The sequence below is a fragment of the Streptomyces sp. NPDC057654 genome (assembly GCF_042800135.1).
In the GTDB taxonomy this organism is placed as follows: Bacteria; Actinomycetota; Actinomycetes; order Streptomycetales; family Streptomycetaceae; genus Streptomyces.
In genome coordinates, this window is record NZ_JBHVHQ010000154.1 from 1 (window position 1) to 13,025 (window position 13,025).

The window sequence follows — 13,025 nt, forward strand, 5'->3', positions numbered from 1 at the left end:
GGACTGGACGAGCCCCGGCGCGCCCGGTTCTCCGGTCGGGCCCTGCGAGCCGCGCGGGCCTGCGAGGTTGATTTGCAGGTACCACGTGTCGGTATAGACGTACAGGTCACCGCTGATGCGGTCGACGTACAGGTCACCGGCCACGGCGTCCGGCGCGTCCTCACCGGGGGCGCCGTTGCCGAAGGACCAGCGGGAGCCCGGGGTGCCGCGCGCCCCCTGTTCGCCGCGGGGCCCCTGCTCACCGCGCGGGCCGACCAGGGAGGCAAGCCAGTCCGCAGGAGTGCCGGAGAAGCCCTCGGCGATGGCGACCTCGTACGCCGAGGCACCCCGGACCGCGACGTAGTTCGGCTTCGTGGGGTCGGTGGGGGCGATATCGGCGAGATCCACGTGTGACGCTTCGGCCGGTAGGAGTACCTGATACGAGCGGCCGGCGGGGATGCCCTGGAGGGCTTCCGTCACGGTGTACGACCAGCCGTCGGGGTCCATGTGCGGCGCGTCCGTGGCCGGCAGGCTCACAGCGATCTGGCCTTGCGTGTCGAGCGGGGCGACGACGGGCCCGCCGAGGATCACGTCGGCGTCGGGGAAGGTGAGCTGTGCGGGCGCCCGGAAGATGACCGACCCGGAAAGGGGGCGGCCGTCGGGGGAGAGGAAGCGGCCGGTTACGGTGACAGTCGGAATGGATTCAGGTAGCACGATTCTCCTATGTTTGGCGTCCGAAAAGCATCGTGGGAAGTGCGCAGACGCTTCCGGTGCCTTTGGTGCGTCGCGCCTGGATGGTGATTTCGACGATTTCGCCGGGGGGCGTCCCGATGAAGTCGATGTGCTCGTATGATTGCCAGGATTTAGTGACACGCCAGAGTGGCCCCCATTCCTGGCCATTTACCCGTACCTGTATCTCTCCCTGTGTGTCCGCCCCAAGTCCGGCAGAAAGGAAGAGGTGGATTTTCGGATGCCAAATCGAGTTGAAGGAGCGAGCGATGGTGGTGAAGGAGGTTTCCTCGGTGTGGGGCCACAGGGCCATGTCGACCGTCTGTGGCGGGAGCAGAGCCATGTAGGGTGCCGCGATGCCCCCGGTGTCGACGTCGTCGGCCCAAATCTCGTTATTGCGTGAGTCGAAAAGGCGGAGTGGCTGCGACTTTCCGTCGTCGTTTCCATTGCGGACCGAGAGGGCCCTCGTGCCATCCTGGCGGCGAATAAGAAGCCCGTATTCTCTTGCGTCCCAGTAGCCCACGCCGAAAATCTGCGCCTTGGTGTCGGGGGCGGTGACGGTGAAGGAGCCGCCCTCGCCGATACTCACGTCGCCGCGCAATACCTGGTTCATGGCGGGCCGCATTTGGGCGCGGCCAGATAGTTCCCGTACCTGCCGTTCCAGGGTCCGGATGCGGTCGAGCAGGTCGAGGGGAATTGCAGCCATTAGGCGGCCTCCAAATACAGCTTGGCGGTTTCGGGCTGGCCGCGGGCGGGCGGGGTGATCGCGAGGCCGACGACGCGGTACCGCTGGTCGAGCCCGTCGGGCCACCACAGGTCACGGATGCGGAGCCGGATGGTGGCGCCGAGCAGGGCGGGGGACAGCGGCGTACGGCTCATGTGCACGGTGATCTCGGGGATTGTGACGGGGTGGCGGGCGCGGGCGTGGTCGGCGCGGGCGTGCGCGTCGAGGGTCGCCTGTTGCTCGACGGTCGAGTAGTCCGAGGTGCCATCGAAGCGAGGCCAGCCGGCCGCGATGTCATCGTCTGCGACGAGTACCGGAGACAGCAGGGGGACGCTCTCGGCTGCCTGGTTGGCGTTGATCGTCGCTCCGCGGCTCTGCCACGTGTTGGCCTGGCCGGTGGCGTCCACGGGCCAGGTGTAGGACAGGACCGGCCCGGGGTGGGCGAGGACGATGTCGGCGGTACCGGTCCGCAGGACGGGAGAGCCGAGCTGGAGCCGCTTGACGCGCCGCCCGCTCCCGGGGTCGCGGTACGAGGCAATGCGCCACTCGAACCCGCCCTCGACCGCGGCGAGATTGTCGATCAGGTCGCGTATCCGCGGCTGGTCGTAGCGGGAATACGTGCGGTCGCGCAGCACGCCCGATACCTCGGTGCCGTACTCGATCCCGATGTCGCCGCCCGGCGCGCGCTGGGCGTAGTCGAGCAGGCCGCGGACAAGGTCGAATTGGTCGACCTGCGTCGCCTCTTGGGTGTCGAGGAGCACGCGGTGAGCAAGGTACGAATCCCAGGTGCCGGCCTGGATCTGCACCGTGAGGAACCCGCGGGTACTGCTGGCGGTGCTCGCGGTCCAGAGGATGCCGCCCCACCAGATCTCGCGCCCCCGCTCGACCCACACGGCCGTACGGCCGGGCACGACCGCGCGACGGACGCGGGCGGCGAGGATGGCGTTCGGCACGGGGATGGTCGCCGACATACTGCCCGTCTTGCCGATCCAGTCGTCGAGCGCGAGGGACTGCACGGGGAGCGCATCGAGGAGCTGGTCGGTGCGCAGGTCGCAGAACAGCACGCGGTACTCGGTGGTGCCGGTCATGTGCCGAGCGGGTAAGTCAACCCGGTGAAGCTCACCCAGGTGCGGACGCCGGGGAGATCGATAATGCGGACCAGCCCGCCGCGCTGAAAGTCGACCGAACAGCACGCTCCGCCCGCCGCTGCGGAAAGCGACACATGATTCACGGGCCGGCACTCGGCGGGGACCGGGGCGACGAACGGGTACCCGTCGGCGGGCAACTTGCCCTCCCAGGCGACGCCGCCGTACCACTGCATGTGGGGCATGCCGGCGATCATGATGCGCCGATACCTGACAGTCCCCTGCGCGTTTCCGTTGTTGGTGTAGCCCCCGGCGAGGGTGACCCAGGTCCAGGGGACAACCGGGTCAAGCGGCTGCCAGGCTGCCGCGGACGTCGACCAGCGGTCGAGACCGGCGCCGTTGTCGCGGTACTGCCCGTCGTACGAACCGGGTTCTTGGCCGCCGCGGGGGGTGATCCCGCCGTACGCCGCGGTGTAGCGGCGCCGGTCCGTGAGCGCGCTGGACCAGGTGATCCCGCCGACGCCGGCGGAGGTACCGGCGGGGACAAGTACGTCCCACAGCCGCAGGCAGGCACTCGGCAGGGCTGGCGGTGACGGTGCGGCGTCGGGGGTGCCCTGGATGATCTCGACGGTGGCCGCGACCTGCTCGGCGGTGTCGTACAGCGGGTCGACGACGCGCAGCACGATGGAATCGATGCGGCCGAACTGGGCGTCGCCGTCGGCGACGGTGAGCAGCTCGGGGGCGGTGACGGTGACGGGGTACGCGCCCTGCGCCGCGGTGCCCTGCACCAGGGCGCGCCCCACGCCGACCTGTACTTGCATGGCGCTCGCGCCGCTCGCGGCGAACGGCGCGCCGCCGGCGATCACCCCGGGCCGGGAGGCGAGGGCGCTGTCAGGGGTCATCGTGCCCAGGGGCGCGAGGCGGGTGTCTTCTCTGGTCTGCCCGGTGGGCAGGAGCCAGGCGGAGCGGACCGTCATACGGGCGACCTCCTACCAGTAGGCCGAGCGGTAGCGCAGGAGCGCGGACGCGCGGGGATCGGATGAGCCGGGGGCCGCGCGGAACGCGAGCTGTGTCTCGCCGGGGGCGAGGATGAACGTCTGCTCGGGGACGCTGCGGTTGGTGGCGGTGTAGAGGCGCGAGGCGGCGCCGTTGAGCGTCACGGTGCCGGCCCCGGTGTCGACGCGCAGCACGTCGCTCTCGTCGAGCGTGAGGTCGTATTCGAGGGCGTCGCCGGTGGCGATGTTGGTCAGGCTCGGCCGGTCGACGGGGCCGCGGAACTCGATCACAGGGGCGGCGGGCGCGTCGCCCCCATTGGCGACGGTCATGCCTCCGGTGGCCCCGGGTTGTCCGAAGGCGAGCGGCCAGTCGAGGCGGTCGCGGCCGGCATCGGTGTGCCAGTCGAGGCCGGGCTCGGGGGCCGGTAGACGCGCCTCGACCCGCTGCTCGACGAGCGCGTACCGGCGCGGGTCGCTCGCCTCGAACTGCAAGGCGCCGCCCACGGTGACGCCGCGGGCGTAGCCGTTGGTGGCGACGGGCACGGCGCGGCGGATGCAGCGCGCGAAGCACAGCAGCGGCTCGCCCTGGTCGAGCTTGATGACGAGCGGCACCTCGTCGCCGCGCAGCGCCGTGCCCGCGGCCAGGGCCCGGACCGCAGCACTCATGGCGCCGGGGTCGGTCCGGATCACGAGGTCGAGGGTGATCGTGCGCGGCTGCGCGAGCAGTTGGCCGGGGATGGCGCCGTGCGCGTCGGCGCGGGCGACCGTGCCGGAGTCCAGCGCCGGGGATTCCTCCCAGCCGGTGAGGGACTGCCATCGCACGGGGGTGCCGGGGCCGAGCAGCAGCTCGCCGTACTGGACGTGCCCGGGGAGGGTGACCAGGTCGCCCGCGGCCATCTGGTCACCCCCTGCCCTTGGCGTGCCACGCGAGCGCGGCGGCCGTCTGGTCCGCCGTCGCGTCGCCGGCGTGCCAGTTCTCGATATGCACCGTCGCCCCCCAACCCCCGCCCGCAGGTGCGCCGGTGGCGGGCCCGCCGGGGGCGGCGAACTGGGCAGTGGGGACGGTCACGAGGTTCCGCATGGTGCGGTCGACCGCGGGAGCGCCGGCCTTGATGCCCTCGACGATGCCGGCCGGGATGAACCGGCCGATCTTGTCGCGCATCAGACGCGAGGGGCTATGGATACCGAGCGCCTTGGCGATCGGGCCGGGAATGAGATCCTTAGCCCAGCTCATCAGCGTCGAGCGCAGCCACCCGCCCATTGACCGAATTCCGTTCCAGAGGCCCGTGACCACATTTCGGCCGCTATTGACCAGCAGCGACCCCATGTTGCCCAGCGCGGACACGATACGGCCCGGAAGCCCTCGCACCCATGCCACGGTGTCCGTGGCCACGGACACCGTGCCGGACTTGAAGCGGCCCCACGCGGAGGAAGCGAGCGATGCGACGCGCGACCCCAGGCTACTCAGCGCGGACGCGAGACGCCCGGGTATTCCGGTAACCCAGTTGACGATGGAATTCCATACGGAAACGGTGGTCGTCTTGATTTGCGTCCAGTGACTCAGGATGAGGCCGGGCAGGGTGAAATTCTCGAAGATGCTTACCAGGAACCCCGCTACGGCCTTGATCTTGTCCCAGACCCAGTTCCAAGCCGCCGCCGTAGCATTCTTGATGGCGTCCCAATTGGAGACGATCAGGACCACGAGGGCGACGACCGCGGCAACGATCAGGGGAATGGGGCCCATGGCGAGCAGCCACGCCGCGGCCATGCGGGCGCCCTGCGCCATGGCCTGCGCGCCCATGAGGACCCACGCCCCGACCACGCGTACCGCAGTAGCTCCGGCCGCGACCCCTTGCGCCACCCACCCGCCCAGGACAGCCACGTTCGAGGCGACAAACCGCGCCGCGCCGGTCACAGCCGCGGCGCTCTGCGTCGCCCACCCCGTGACCACAGCGGCTGTGGTCGTGGCCGCCTGTACGGCGAGGCTGACCAGGGCGGGCAGCATGACCAGGGTGATGACGCCGGCCGCGATGCTCAGCGCCGTGGAGTGCTGCGACACGAAACGCACACTGGCTTTGAACGCGCCGCCGATCCCGCCCTCGCCCACCCACTTGGCGAGCGTCATCAGGGCCGGGATGACGTAGGTGGCGATAACGCCGACCACTTTCTGTGTGGCCTGCCGCTTGAAGATCTCGAACTTCGTCGCGGCGTTGTCGCGCATCGCGTCGCCAGCACCGTCCGCGGCCCCCTTGACGCTCCCAAGGGCCTCAACGGCATGTTTCGGGTCGAGCGCGAAGATGGCCTTCTGCATGTCCTCGGACTTCGTCCCGAAGAGGCCGAGGGCGATTTGTGATTTCTTGGCCGGGTCTTCGACCGCGCGAAGCTTCTCGATGACCTCTTCGAATGCCTTACGGGCGGCCGGTCCGCCCTTCTGGAAGACCGCTTGCATCTTCTCGCCGGACAGTCCGAGATCCTTGTACGCCTGCGCCGTGGTGTCGCTCATCCCCTGCGCCTGAAGCGTGAATTCCTTGAGGCTGTCGGCGACTACGTCAGCATCACGTGCGCCCCCCTTCAGCCCCTGCGACAGGAGCCCCATGGACGTCTTGGCGTCGAGCCCCAGTTGCCGAAACTCCGTCGGGTACTCCGCGTAGGTATCGAGGAGATCCTCGGCCGCATTGACACCCTTCTGAGTACCGCTGACGAGAATATCCATGGCCTCGTCAGCCGATTTCGCGATGCCGGATTTCAGCATGACGCCCACGGCCCGGGAGACCTTGCCGACGTCCTCGCCCATGACCGCGGCCGTATCGGCGACCCGCTTGCCCATGGTCTGGATCTGCGCCTGCGTCGCCTCGGGCGGCAACAGCCCATTCTGCGCGATGCCCTTGAGGACCTCGGCGCCCTCCTCGACCGATTCCACGATCGCGCCGGAGTACAGAGCGCCGGCCACCTTGCCGTACTTGGCCGCGACCGGGCCGGTAGTGCCGAGCTGCGCCTGGAGCTTGCCGGTGATCTTCTGCTGGTCCATGGCTTCCCCGACACCCGCCATGAGGGCGGCGCCGATACCAGCGCCGACCGCGAGGGCGGCGAAACCTTTCAGCGCGGTGCCTATGCCGCGGGCGGCGCGGTCGCCGCCGGTGCGGGCGCCGTCGGCGAGGCCGTCGCCGAGCTGGTTGCCGGCCTGCTGTCCGGCGCGGTCGGCGTCGGTGGTCATCTGCGCACCGCCGGCGCGCACGGCGCCCTCGGCACGCCGCATGCCGGCCGCGGCCCCGGAGTCGTCCACCCGGACGGTTGCCATCAGATCGCCGACCATGAGCGCCACGGCTACTCACCTCCGGGCAGTTGGTTAGGGAGTCGAGTTGCAAGAACTCGCGTCGCGATCACTCGTGCGAGTGACGTTTGGGGAGGTGTGGTGTAACCATCCGGTAGATGCCGAATACCCCTGATGGGTGGATAGTCCATCCGAGTGAACTGGAGGTATCCCACATGCCCGTGAACCTGCTCATTGAGCCCGACGACGTGTACGAGGTCCCGCTGCTGGCTGAGGTCGGCGACTTCGGCACCTTCACCCAGGGCTTGCCGGGTGGCACTCTCCCCGAGGGCCCGATGGTCTACTGGGATGGAGGCAACTGAGCAGCCTGAACGAGAGGTGGGTGTCGGCCCGATCCGTCTATGGACCGGTGGGCACTCACCGCCGTAGTCAGGTGGTCGACTTGCGCGTCGGGGCGGAGGGGTTGGGCGGGGGCGTCAGCACGCGGGCGAGGCGGGACTCGGCGGACAGCAGGCCGAGGACGCGCACCCGCAGCCACCGCCACGACCGGGCGCGCAACAGGCCCGGGGCGCCGACGTCGAGGCCGTACACCTCGTGCAGGTCGGCTTCGACGAGCGGCCACTCGTCGAGGATGCGGGCCCAGGTCAGCGACGCTTCCGGCCCCCCTGGCGGGCGGGTGCCGGGCGGGTACTCGTACCACTCGTAGAGCCCCGACTCGGGGTCGACTTCGCCGCACCCGGCCGGGCCCGGCGTGCCTCCCGATTCGGGGCCAGTCGAGAAGGGTCGCCGGCCGCGTTCCAGAACTTCTCGGCCGCGGCCTTGTCCTGCGCGATCCACACCATGGCCGTGATCGCCGAGTGCTTGAGCGCGGGCCAGGACACGCCGTCGGCGACCATCTCGGCGTGCGCGCTGCCGAGCACCTCGGCGTACAGGTCGCGCTCGGCCGCGTCGCTGAGTACCTGCTCGTCGACGCGTCCGCCGTCGGCGGCCACCGCGGCGGCGTTGATGATCGCCTGCGTGCGCAGACCGACCGCGGCGGACGGGGCGGGGACGGTGTACGTGGTGTCGCCGATCGGGAGGGCGAGCGAATCGTCGAGTAGTTCGTCGAGCGCCTCGAACGCCATCAGGCCACCGCCTTCAACGCCTTGCTCACGGGCGGCTGTCCACCCGCCGCCGGGTTGGTGATCTCCGCGAGCGGACCGGAACCGGTCAGCGTGATCTTTACCGTGTCGACTGCGTCCGGGCCGCCGCCGGCCGGCTCCCACGTCACGAGCGCCGTGCCGGCGTAGGCGTCGGCCGCGCCGTTGCGGTCGTAGTAGCGGACGCGCACGTAACTCTTCGCGCCGAACGCCATGGACGCCTTGCGCAAGGCTTCCTGCGCGGCGTTGAAAGCGCCGGTCGTCGGGTGCGCGCGGTGCGCGATGGTGACCTCGATGGACCACGCGAGCATCGTGACCGTCTGCTCGACCCAGCCCTCGGCGTCGTACGTCGTCACGTCCTGCTGCGTCGGTTCGATCTTCGGCGTGAACTCGGTGACGCCGGGGACGAGAACCCACTCGGCGGTGTTGTCCTTGCCCATGTCCAGCTCAAGGCGGTACCGGCGGGCGAGTGCGGTGATCGTCTCGGCCGGGGGTGTCGGGGTGCTCACGGCATCCCTCCTATTCGAGGTGTCGGGCCGCGCGGTTCCCGCGGCAGTAGTAGTTGCTGGTCCGCTCCGCGCGGCCGGCCGAGTCGGCGCCGATCGGCGCGGCCGAGGACCGGTAGATGAGCTGCACCCGCGCCGCGCCCCACGTATGGGGGCCGGACCCGTGCAGCACGTCGAACACCGAGTCGTCGAGGCGGTCGACCTCGCGCGGGTCCGGGCCCGCGCGGGTGCGCACCTGAATCCCGGTCGTGCAGTCGGTGAGTACGGCAGAGTCCTCGACGGGGTACGCGGACAGGCAGATGACGCGATCGGGAGCGGGCGGGGTGGCGGCGATAGTGATCGCGGTCTCGCCCTCGGCGTACAGCCCGTTGGGCCGGTACGTGCCGACGCCGGCGGCGTCGAGCAGGCGGGCGAGACCGTCGAGCAGGTCGACGGTGAAGGACATCAGCGCAGCGCCCGCCGGACCTGCGCGGCAATGATCGCCTGTACCGTGGCGGCCTCTTGGGGCAAGACCGATTCGAGGTACTTCGCGGACCGGCCCGGGGCGTGCCGGGCGTTCAGGTCCTCGTGGACGCGCCCGGCGTACGGGGTGTCGTAGGAGACAGCCGCGGTCAGTTGCCGCGCGTCGACCGAGGCGGCGCCGGAGCGTTCGAGGGTGCCCTCGGCGATCGGGACGCGCTGCCGTGACGCCTGTAGGACGTGCTCGGCGCTGAGCAGCACGCCGCGGGCGGCGGCCTGCCGGATCGCCTCGGTGACGACGGCGCCGGTCCACTGGAGGCGGGCGCGTTGTGCGGTCATTCGCAACTCACCTCCGTACAGGCCGGAACCGGTAGGCCCGGGGCGGTGTGGTGGGCGACGGTGAGTGCGGTGGTGGTGCGGCCGTCGGGCAGGGTGATCCGGGAGCCGGGCGGGCAGTCGAGGCCGGGGTCGGCAATGACCGTGGCCGAGGCGGTGACCTGGCGGCCGTCCGGAGCGCGCACCAGGCGCGGACCCTCGTCGACCAGGGCGCGCACGTTGGGGATGGTGTGGCGGTACTGCGCGCCGTACGCGCCCTCTCCGGCGTACGGCTCGACCGCGATCCGATGCCGCAACAGTGTCGGCGGGACGCGGGTCACCACGGGAAGACGATCCCGGGTTCGAGGCCGGCGCGGCGCAACGCGCGGTCGGCGCGGGGCGCCAGGTCGACGCCGCCGCCGGCGGCCGACGGGGCGCGGGTGCGCCCGGACAGGGAGACGGGGCCGATGCTGACGCTGTCCCAGTGGCCGGCCGCGCCGGTGCCGTCGTCTCCCGTGGCGAGCCAGTACTCGACCTGCGCGCACGTCGCGTCGGCGAGCGCCGCGGCGGTCGCCGGGTCGGTCGGGTCGCCGTCGGCGTCGACCGGATAGACCGCGGTCAACAGCGCGCTGTCGACGTCCTCGGATGCGCGCCTGAGCAACTGCTCGGCGTCGTCCGGGACCGGGGCGCCGGTCCACGCAGTGAGTTGCTCAGGGGTGGCGTACGGGCGGCGGGTCATGGGTTACTTGCCGTTCTGGCTGCCGCCGGCGGTGGCCAGGGTGCCGACGCACACGCCCTTGTCGTCGAGCCGCTTCACGGCGTAGTGCAGGTTGGTTGTGATCACCGTGGTGCGCTTGAGGATGTTGCGGTCCGTCTCCACGATCGGTGCCCGCTTGTACAGCAGGCCAAGGCAGTTCCGCTTCAGCAGGAGGAACGTTCCCGCAGTGACGCGGTCGGTGACGATCACCGGCATGCCCGCGATCTCCCCGATCTGCCCCGTCGTGACGGGCGTGGTCCCGCCGAACTTCGATGCGTCTACGAACTGGGGGTCATCCCATACCTGTGCTCGCTGCACGCTGTTGATGAACAGGCCCGCGAACTCCGACGGCTCGAACTCGTCACCGAACACCGCGACTGCGCGGTTCACGGCAGACCAGGACAGGGCGGTCTCCGTGGCCGCGTAGGTGTAGGGCTTGCCGCCGCCTTGCTTCGTCTCGTCGGCCTGGGCCTGCGCGATCAGGGCCGCGTCGGTCTTGCGTGCGGCGAGGACGCCGAACTGGCGCTGTGCCTCTGCACGGGGGTCGCCGAGGCTGGTCAGAAGCGACTTGTCCGTCAGCTCGACAGCCTTGCCGGCCTCCAGGATGGTGGCCGAGCTGGACGTCTGGCCCATGACCGCCGTGTCCATAGCGACGCCCTCGGTAAGGTCGTCCAGCTCACCCAGCGGCGACCACTTCGGGAAGCCGATCGTGTCGCCGGGGGAGCCGGTAAGGGTGTCGTCCTTCATGACGGCGGAGCTTGCACCGACGCGTACCGCGCCCGTGAACTTGGCCTGTGACATGTCGGCCCAGACCTCCGGGATGATCAGGTCAGCGGCCTTGGTGGTGGCCATCGTGGGCCCTCCTTACTGGTCTCCGGCGTTCAGTCGCCGGTAGGTCTCGGGGTCGGACTGGAACAGCGCGGCGCGAGCCGAGTAGTCCATGGCGGCGAACTGCTGTGGTGTGACGCCGGGCGTGCCGGACGCGGTGAAGTCCGCGCCGCCGCGCGCGGGGCCGGCCGGTGCGCTGCGCAGGTGCGGGGCGGCCTCGACCGCGGCCGTGATGACGGCGGCGAGCTTGTCGCCGAACTTGTCGTCGGCGGGGTCGAGGTCGGCGAGCTGCTTCTCGACGGTGCGGGAGTCGAGCAGGCGGGCGGGGTCGGCGCCACCCTGGTGCGCGGCCTGGTGGGCGGCGAGCTCGACGCGCAGCCGGCGCGCCTCGGCGAGGGCGGCGTCGCGCTCGCCGGCGGCCTGCTCGGCGAACTGCGCCGGGTCCTGCTCGGCCGCGGCGCCGGACGGATCGAGCACACGGCGCAGTGCGGCGAGGGCGTCGTCGCGCTCGGCTGCGGCCTGTTCGGCTCGCTTCGTCGCGTCGGCGAGTTGCTGCTCGGCGGCCGGGTCGACCGCGGGTGTAGTCGGTGCAGGGGCGACGGCCGGTGCGGGGGCGTTCGCCGGGTCGGCGGCCGGATCGGTGCCGGTGGCCGGGTCGGTGGACGTCGGGGATTCAGACATGCGGAATGAGCCTCCGGGCGGGGTGCGGGCATGCAAAAGGGCCCGCCGTTCGGCGGGCCCGAGGTCATTCCGGCACTCGTTCGACTCTCGCTGGCGGCTTCTCAGAGATCCACACGCGCACTGCGAGCTTCAGACGTAGCGTCGGAATATGAACGAGAACAAGAACGAGAAAGAGTGGATTCCCTATGGGGAATGCAGTCAATGCGGAAAGGAAATTGAAAGAGAGGTCGATGTTGTACGTGCACCATGGGGGGACCCCCAGCATGTACACACCCTCGGAGCTCGTTACCGGTGCAAGGGGGGATGCGACGCGCCAACGCCAGTAGTGGAAGGCTAGTCAGCGGCCTCGTCGTCGAGGGGGCGTGCCTTGGCGTAGCCGCGGACCCATGCGCTGCGGCGTAGGTCGCCCGGCGGGTACGGGCAGACGGTGACGGGTTGGCGTTCGCGGCCGGCTGCGGCGCCGGCGTTGATCGCGCGGACTAGATCGCCTCGGGTCCCCACGGCTGGCCTCTCAGAGTCGGTTCTGTCGGTCGCTGCGGCTCTTGCGGGCGGTGTCTGCTGCGTCGCTGCGCACGCCGGTGAGCTGCTCGGTGTACTCGGCAAGGGTAGTGCGCGGGTGATCGGCCCACCAGCGCTTGAGGTCCTCGGAGGCGCGCGCGTAGGCGACGTGCGACGGGCCGGTGAACAGGGTGCGCGGGTCGACGCCGGCGGCCTCGGCCTCCCGCGTGAGCAGGTGGCCACGTAGCTCGTTCTCGGCCTGCAACCACTGTGCGTAGATGTGTTCTTGGTACATCTCGCGGACCTGCTCGCGGGTGTAGGCGGTGCGCTGGGAGGCGGCGGCGTGCTCGCGCTCGGCGATCCAGCGTTCGGCGGCGCTCATGCCGGCGTACGGGTCGTCGAGGGCGAGGTGCCCCCACTCGTCGGGGGCCGCGGCCGGGGCGAGCTGTTCGTCGAGGGCGGCCCGGTCGGCGAGCTGTCCCTCGACGGTGTGTGCGCCGGCCGCGGCAGGCGGCGGGGCGGGCGGGTACCGGCGGTCGAGTTCGTCGGCGATCCGCTCGACGTCGTGCTCGTTGCCGTAGCGGATGGCCCAGCCGAGGACGTCGTCGTCGAGGTGGGACAGGTCGGCGGTGAGATGTCCGCCGGGGAACACCTCGGCGAGGAGCTGGCGCCGGTCGGCCTCGGCCGCCAAGGCGGTCAGTTCGCCCCCGTCGGCGTGGCGGGCCCGTTCGGCGAGCTGCTGCTCGGACAGGCCGATGAGGTCCCGGCGGGCGCCGGGCATGGCGGCGTCGAGGTCGCGCCGGTCCATCTCGGCCATGACGCGCAGCGTGTCGCCGTCGGGCAGGTGCGCGTACACGCGGGCGAGCTCGTCGTCGCCGAACTGCGTCAGATCCTCGCTGAGCCGCCCGCCGGGGTGGACGCGGGCGAGCAGGTCGTCGAGGTCGCGCCGGTCAGCCTCGGCCGCGATCCGGCCGCGGTCGCGTTCACCGAGGACGCCGGGGCGCAGGGCTGCGCCGAGCTGCTCGTCGCTCATCTCGGGCAGGGTGCGCGCGTCGCCGG

Annotated in this window: 16 protein-coding genes and 2 pseudogenes; 1 reads left to right on the top strand and 17 read right to left on the bottom strand. The window is 70.8% G+C overall.

Features of this window, described 5'->3' with window-relative positions; genetic code table 11:
* From ACFU99_RS14710 to ACFU99_RS14735, 6 genes and pseudogenes are all read right to left on the bottom strand, one after another.
* Window positions 1-693 (bottom strand): annotated as a pseudogene (locus ACFU99_RS14710) (hypothetical protein); the annotation flags it as partial.
* A gap of 7 nt (window positions 694-700) precedes the next feature.
* Entirely contained in the window at window positions 701-1,414 is a 714-nt protein-coding gene (locus tag ACFU99_RS14715; RefSeq protein ID WP_384390951.1) for a hypothetical protein, read from the bottom strand.
* Window positions 1,414-2,520 (bottom strand): hypothetical protein, encoded by a 1,107-nt coding sequence (locus ACFU99_RS14720; protein ID WP_384390954.1) that lies wholly within the window; start codon window positions 2,518-2,520, stop codon window positions 1,414-1,416. The genes ACFU99_RS14715 and ACFU99_RS14720 overlap by 1 nt, the downstream gene beginning before the upstream one ends.
* Window positions 2,517-3,494: a hypothetical protein gene (locus ACFU99_RS14725; protein WP_384390956.1), complete on the bottom strand. Its 978-nt coding sequence runs from the start codon at window positions 3,492-3,494 to the stop codon at window positions 2,517-2,519. Before ACFU99_RS14725 ends, ACFU99_RS14720 begins: the two co-directional genes overlap by 4 nt.
* 12 nt (window positions 3,495-3,506) lie before the next feature.
* A complete protein-coding gene (locus ACFU99_RS14730) occupies window positions 3,507-4,409 on the bottom strand; it encodes a phage distal tail protein (RefSeq protein ID WP_384390958.1) in 903 nt (300 codons plus the stop codon).
* A 4-nt stretch (window positions 4,410-4,413) separates the two neighbouring features.
* A complete protein-coding gene (locus tag ACFU99_RS14735; protein ID WP_384390994.1) occupies window positions 4,414-6,825 on the bottom strand; it encodes a phage tail tape measure protein in 2,412 nt (803 codons plus the stop codon).
* Window positions 6,826-6,998: 173 nt separating this feature from the next.
* Here ACFU99_RS14735 and ACFU99_RS14740 point away from each other — a divergent pair, with 173 nt between their 5' ends.
* A complete protein-coding gene (locus ACFU99_RS14740; RefSeq protein ID WP_384390961.1) occupies window positions 6,999-7,145 on the top strand; it encodes a hypothetical protein in 147 nt (48 codons plus the stop codon).
* A gap of 67 nt (window positions 7,146-7,212) precedes the next feature.
* Here the strand turns inward: ACFU99_RS14740 and ACFU99_RS14745 are convergent, their stop codons facing one another.
* From ACFU99_RS14745 to ACFU99_RS14795, 11 genes and pseudogenes are all read right to left on the bottom strand, one after another.
* Window positions 7,213-7,374, bottom strand: a complete 162-nt coding sequence (locus ACFU99_RS14745; protein ID WP_384390964.1) for a hypothetical protein — start codon at window positions 7,372-7,374, stop codon at window positions 7,213-7,215.
* A gap of 53 nt (window positions 7,375-7,427) precedes the next feature.
* Window positions 7,428-7,907: a hypothetical protein gene (locus ACFU99_RS14750; protein ID WP_384390967.1), complete on the bottom strand. Its 480-nt coding sequence runs from the start codon at window positions 7,905-7,907 to the stop codon at window positions 7,428-7,430.
* Entirely contained in the window at window positions 7,907-8,431 is a 525-nt protein-coding gene (locus ACFU99_RS14755) for a phage tail tube protein (protein ID WP_384390970.1), read from the bottom strand. Before ACFU99_RS14755 ends, ACFU99_RS14750 begins: the two co-directional genes overlap by 1 nt.
* Before the next feature lie 10 nt (window positions 8,432-8,441).
* Entirely contained in the window at window positions 8,442-8,873 is a 432-nt protein-coding gene (locus tag ACFU99_RS14760; RefSeq protein ID WP_384390972.1) for a minor capsid protein, read from the bottom strand.
* Window positions 8,873-9,226 (bottom strand): hypothetical protein, encoded by a 354-nt coding sequence (locus ACFU99_RS14765; protein WP_384390975.1) that lies wholly within the window; start codon window positions 9,224-9,226, stop codon window positions 8,873-8,875. Before ACFU99_RS14765 ends, ACFU99_RS14760 begins: the two co-directional genes overlap by 1 nt.
* Window positions 9,223-9,546, bottom strand: a complete 324-nt coding sequence (locus tag ACFU99_RS14770; RefSeq protein ID WP_384390978.1) for a hypothetical protein — start codon at window positions 9,544-9,546, stop codon at window positions 9,223-9,225. Before ACFU99_RS14770 ends, ACFU99_RS14765 begins: the two co-directional genes overlap by 4 nt.
* Window positions 9,540-9,941: a hypothetical protein gene (locus tag ACFU99_RS14775; protein WP_384390981.1), complete on the bottom strand. Its 402-nt coding sequence runs from the start codon at window positions 9,939-9,941 to the stop codon at window positions 9,540-9,542. Before ACFU99_RS14775 ends, ACFU99_RS14770 begins: the two co-directional genes overlap by 7 nt.
* Before the next feature lie 3 nt (window positions 9,942-9,944).
* Entirely contained in the window at window positions 9,945-10,811 is an 867-nt protein-coding gene (locus ACFU99_RS14780; protein WP_384390985.1) for a N4-gp56 family major capsid protein, read from the bottom strand.
* 12 nt (window positions 10,812-10,823) lie between these two features.
* Window positions 10,824-11,468 (bottom strand): hypothetical protein, encoded by a 645-nt coding sequence (locus ACFU99_RS14785; protein ID WP_384390988.1) that lies wholly within the window; start codon window positions 11,466-11,468, stop codon window positions 10,824-10,826.
* Window positions 11,469-11,801: 333 nt separating this feature from the next.
* The gene (locus ACFU99_RS14790; RefSeq protein ID WP_384390991.1) at window positions 11,802-11,969 is read right to left on the bottom strand and encodes an Rmf/CrpP fold protein; all 168 of its coding nucleotides are present in this window, start codon (window positions 11,967-11,969) and stop codon (window positions 11,802-11,804) included.
* A gap of 10 nt (window positions 11,970-11,979) precedes the next feature.
* Window positions 11,980-13,025: pseudogene (locus tag ACFU99_RS14795) on the bottom strand (phage capsid protein); the annotation flags it as partial.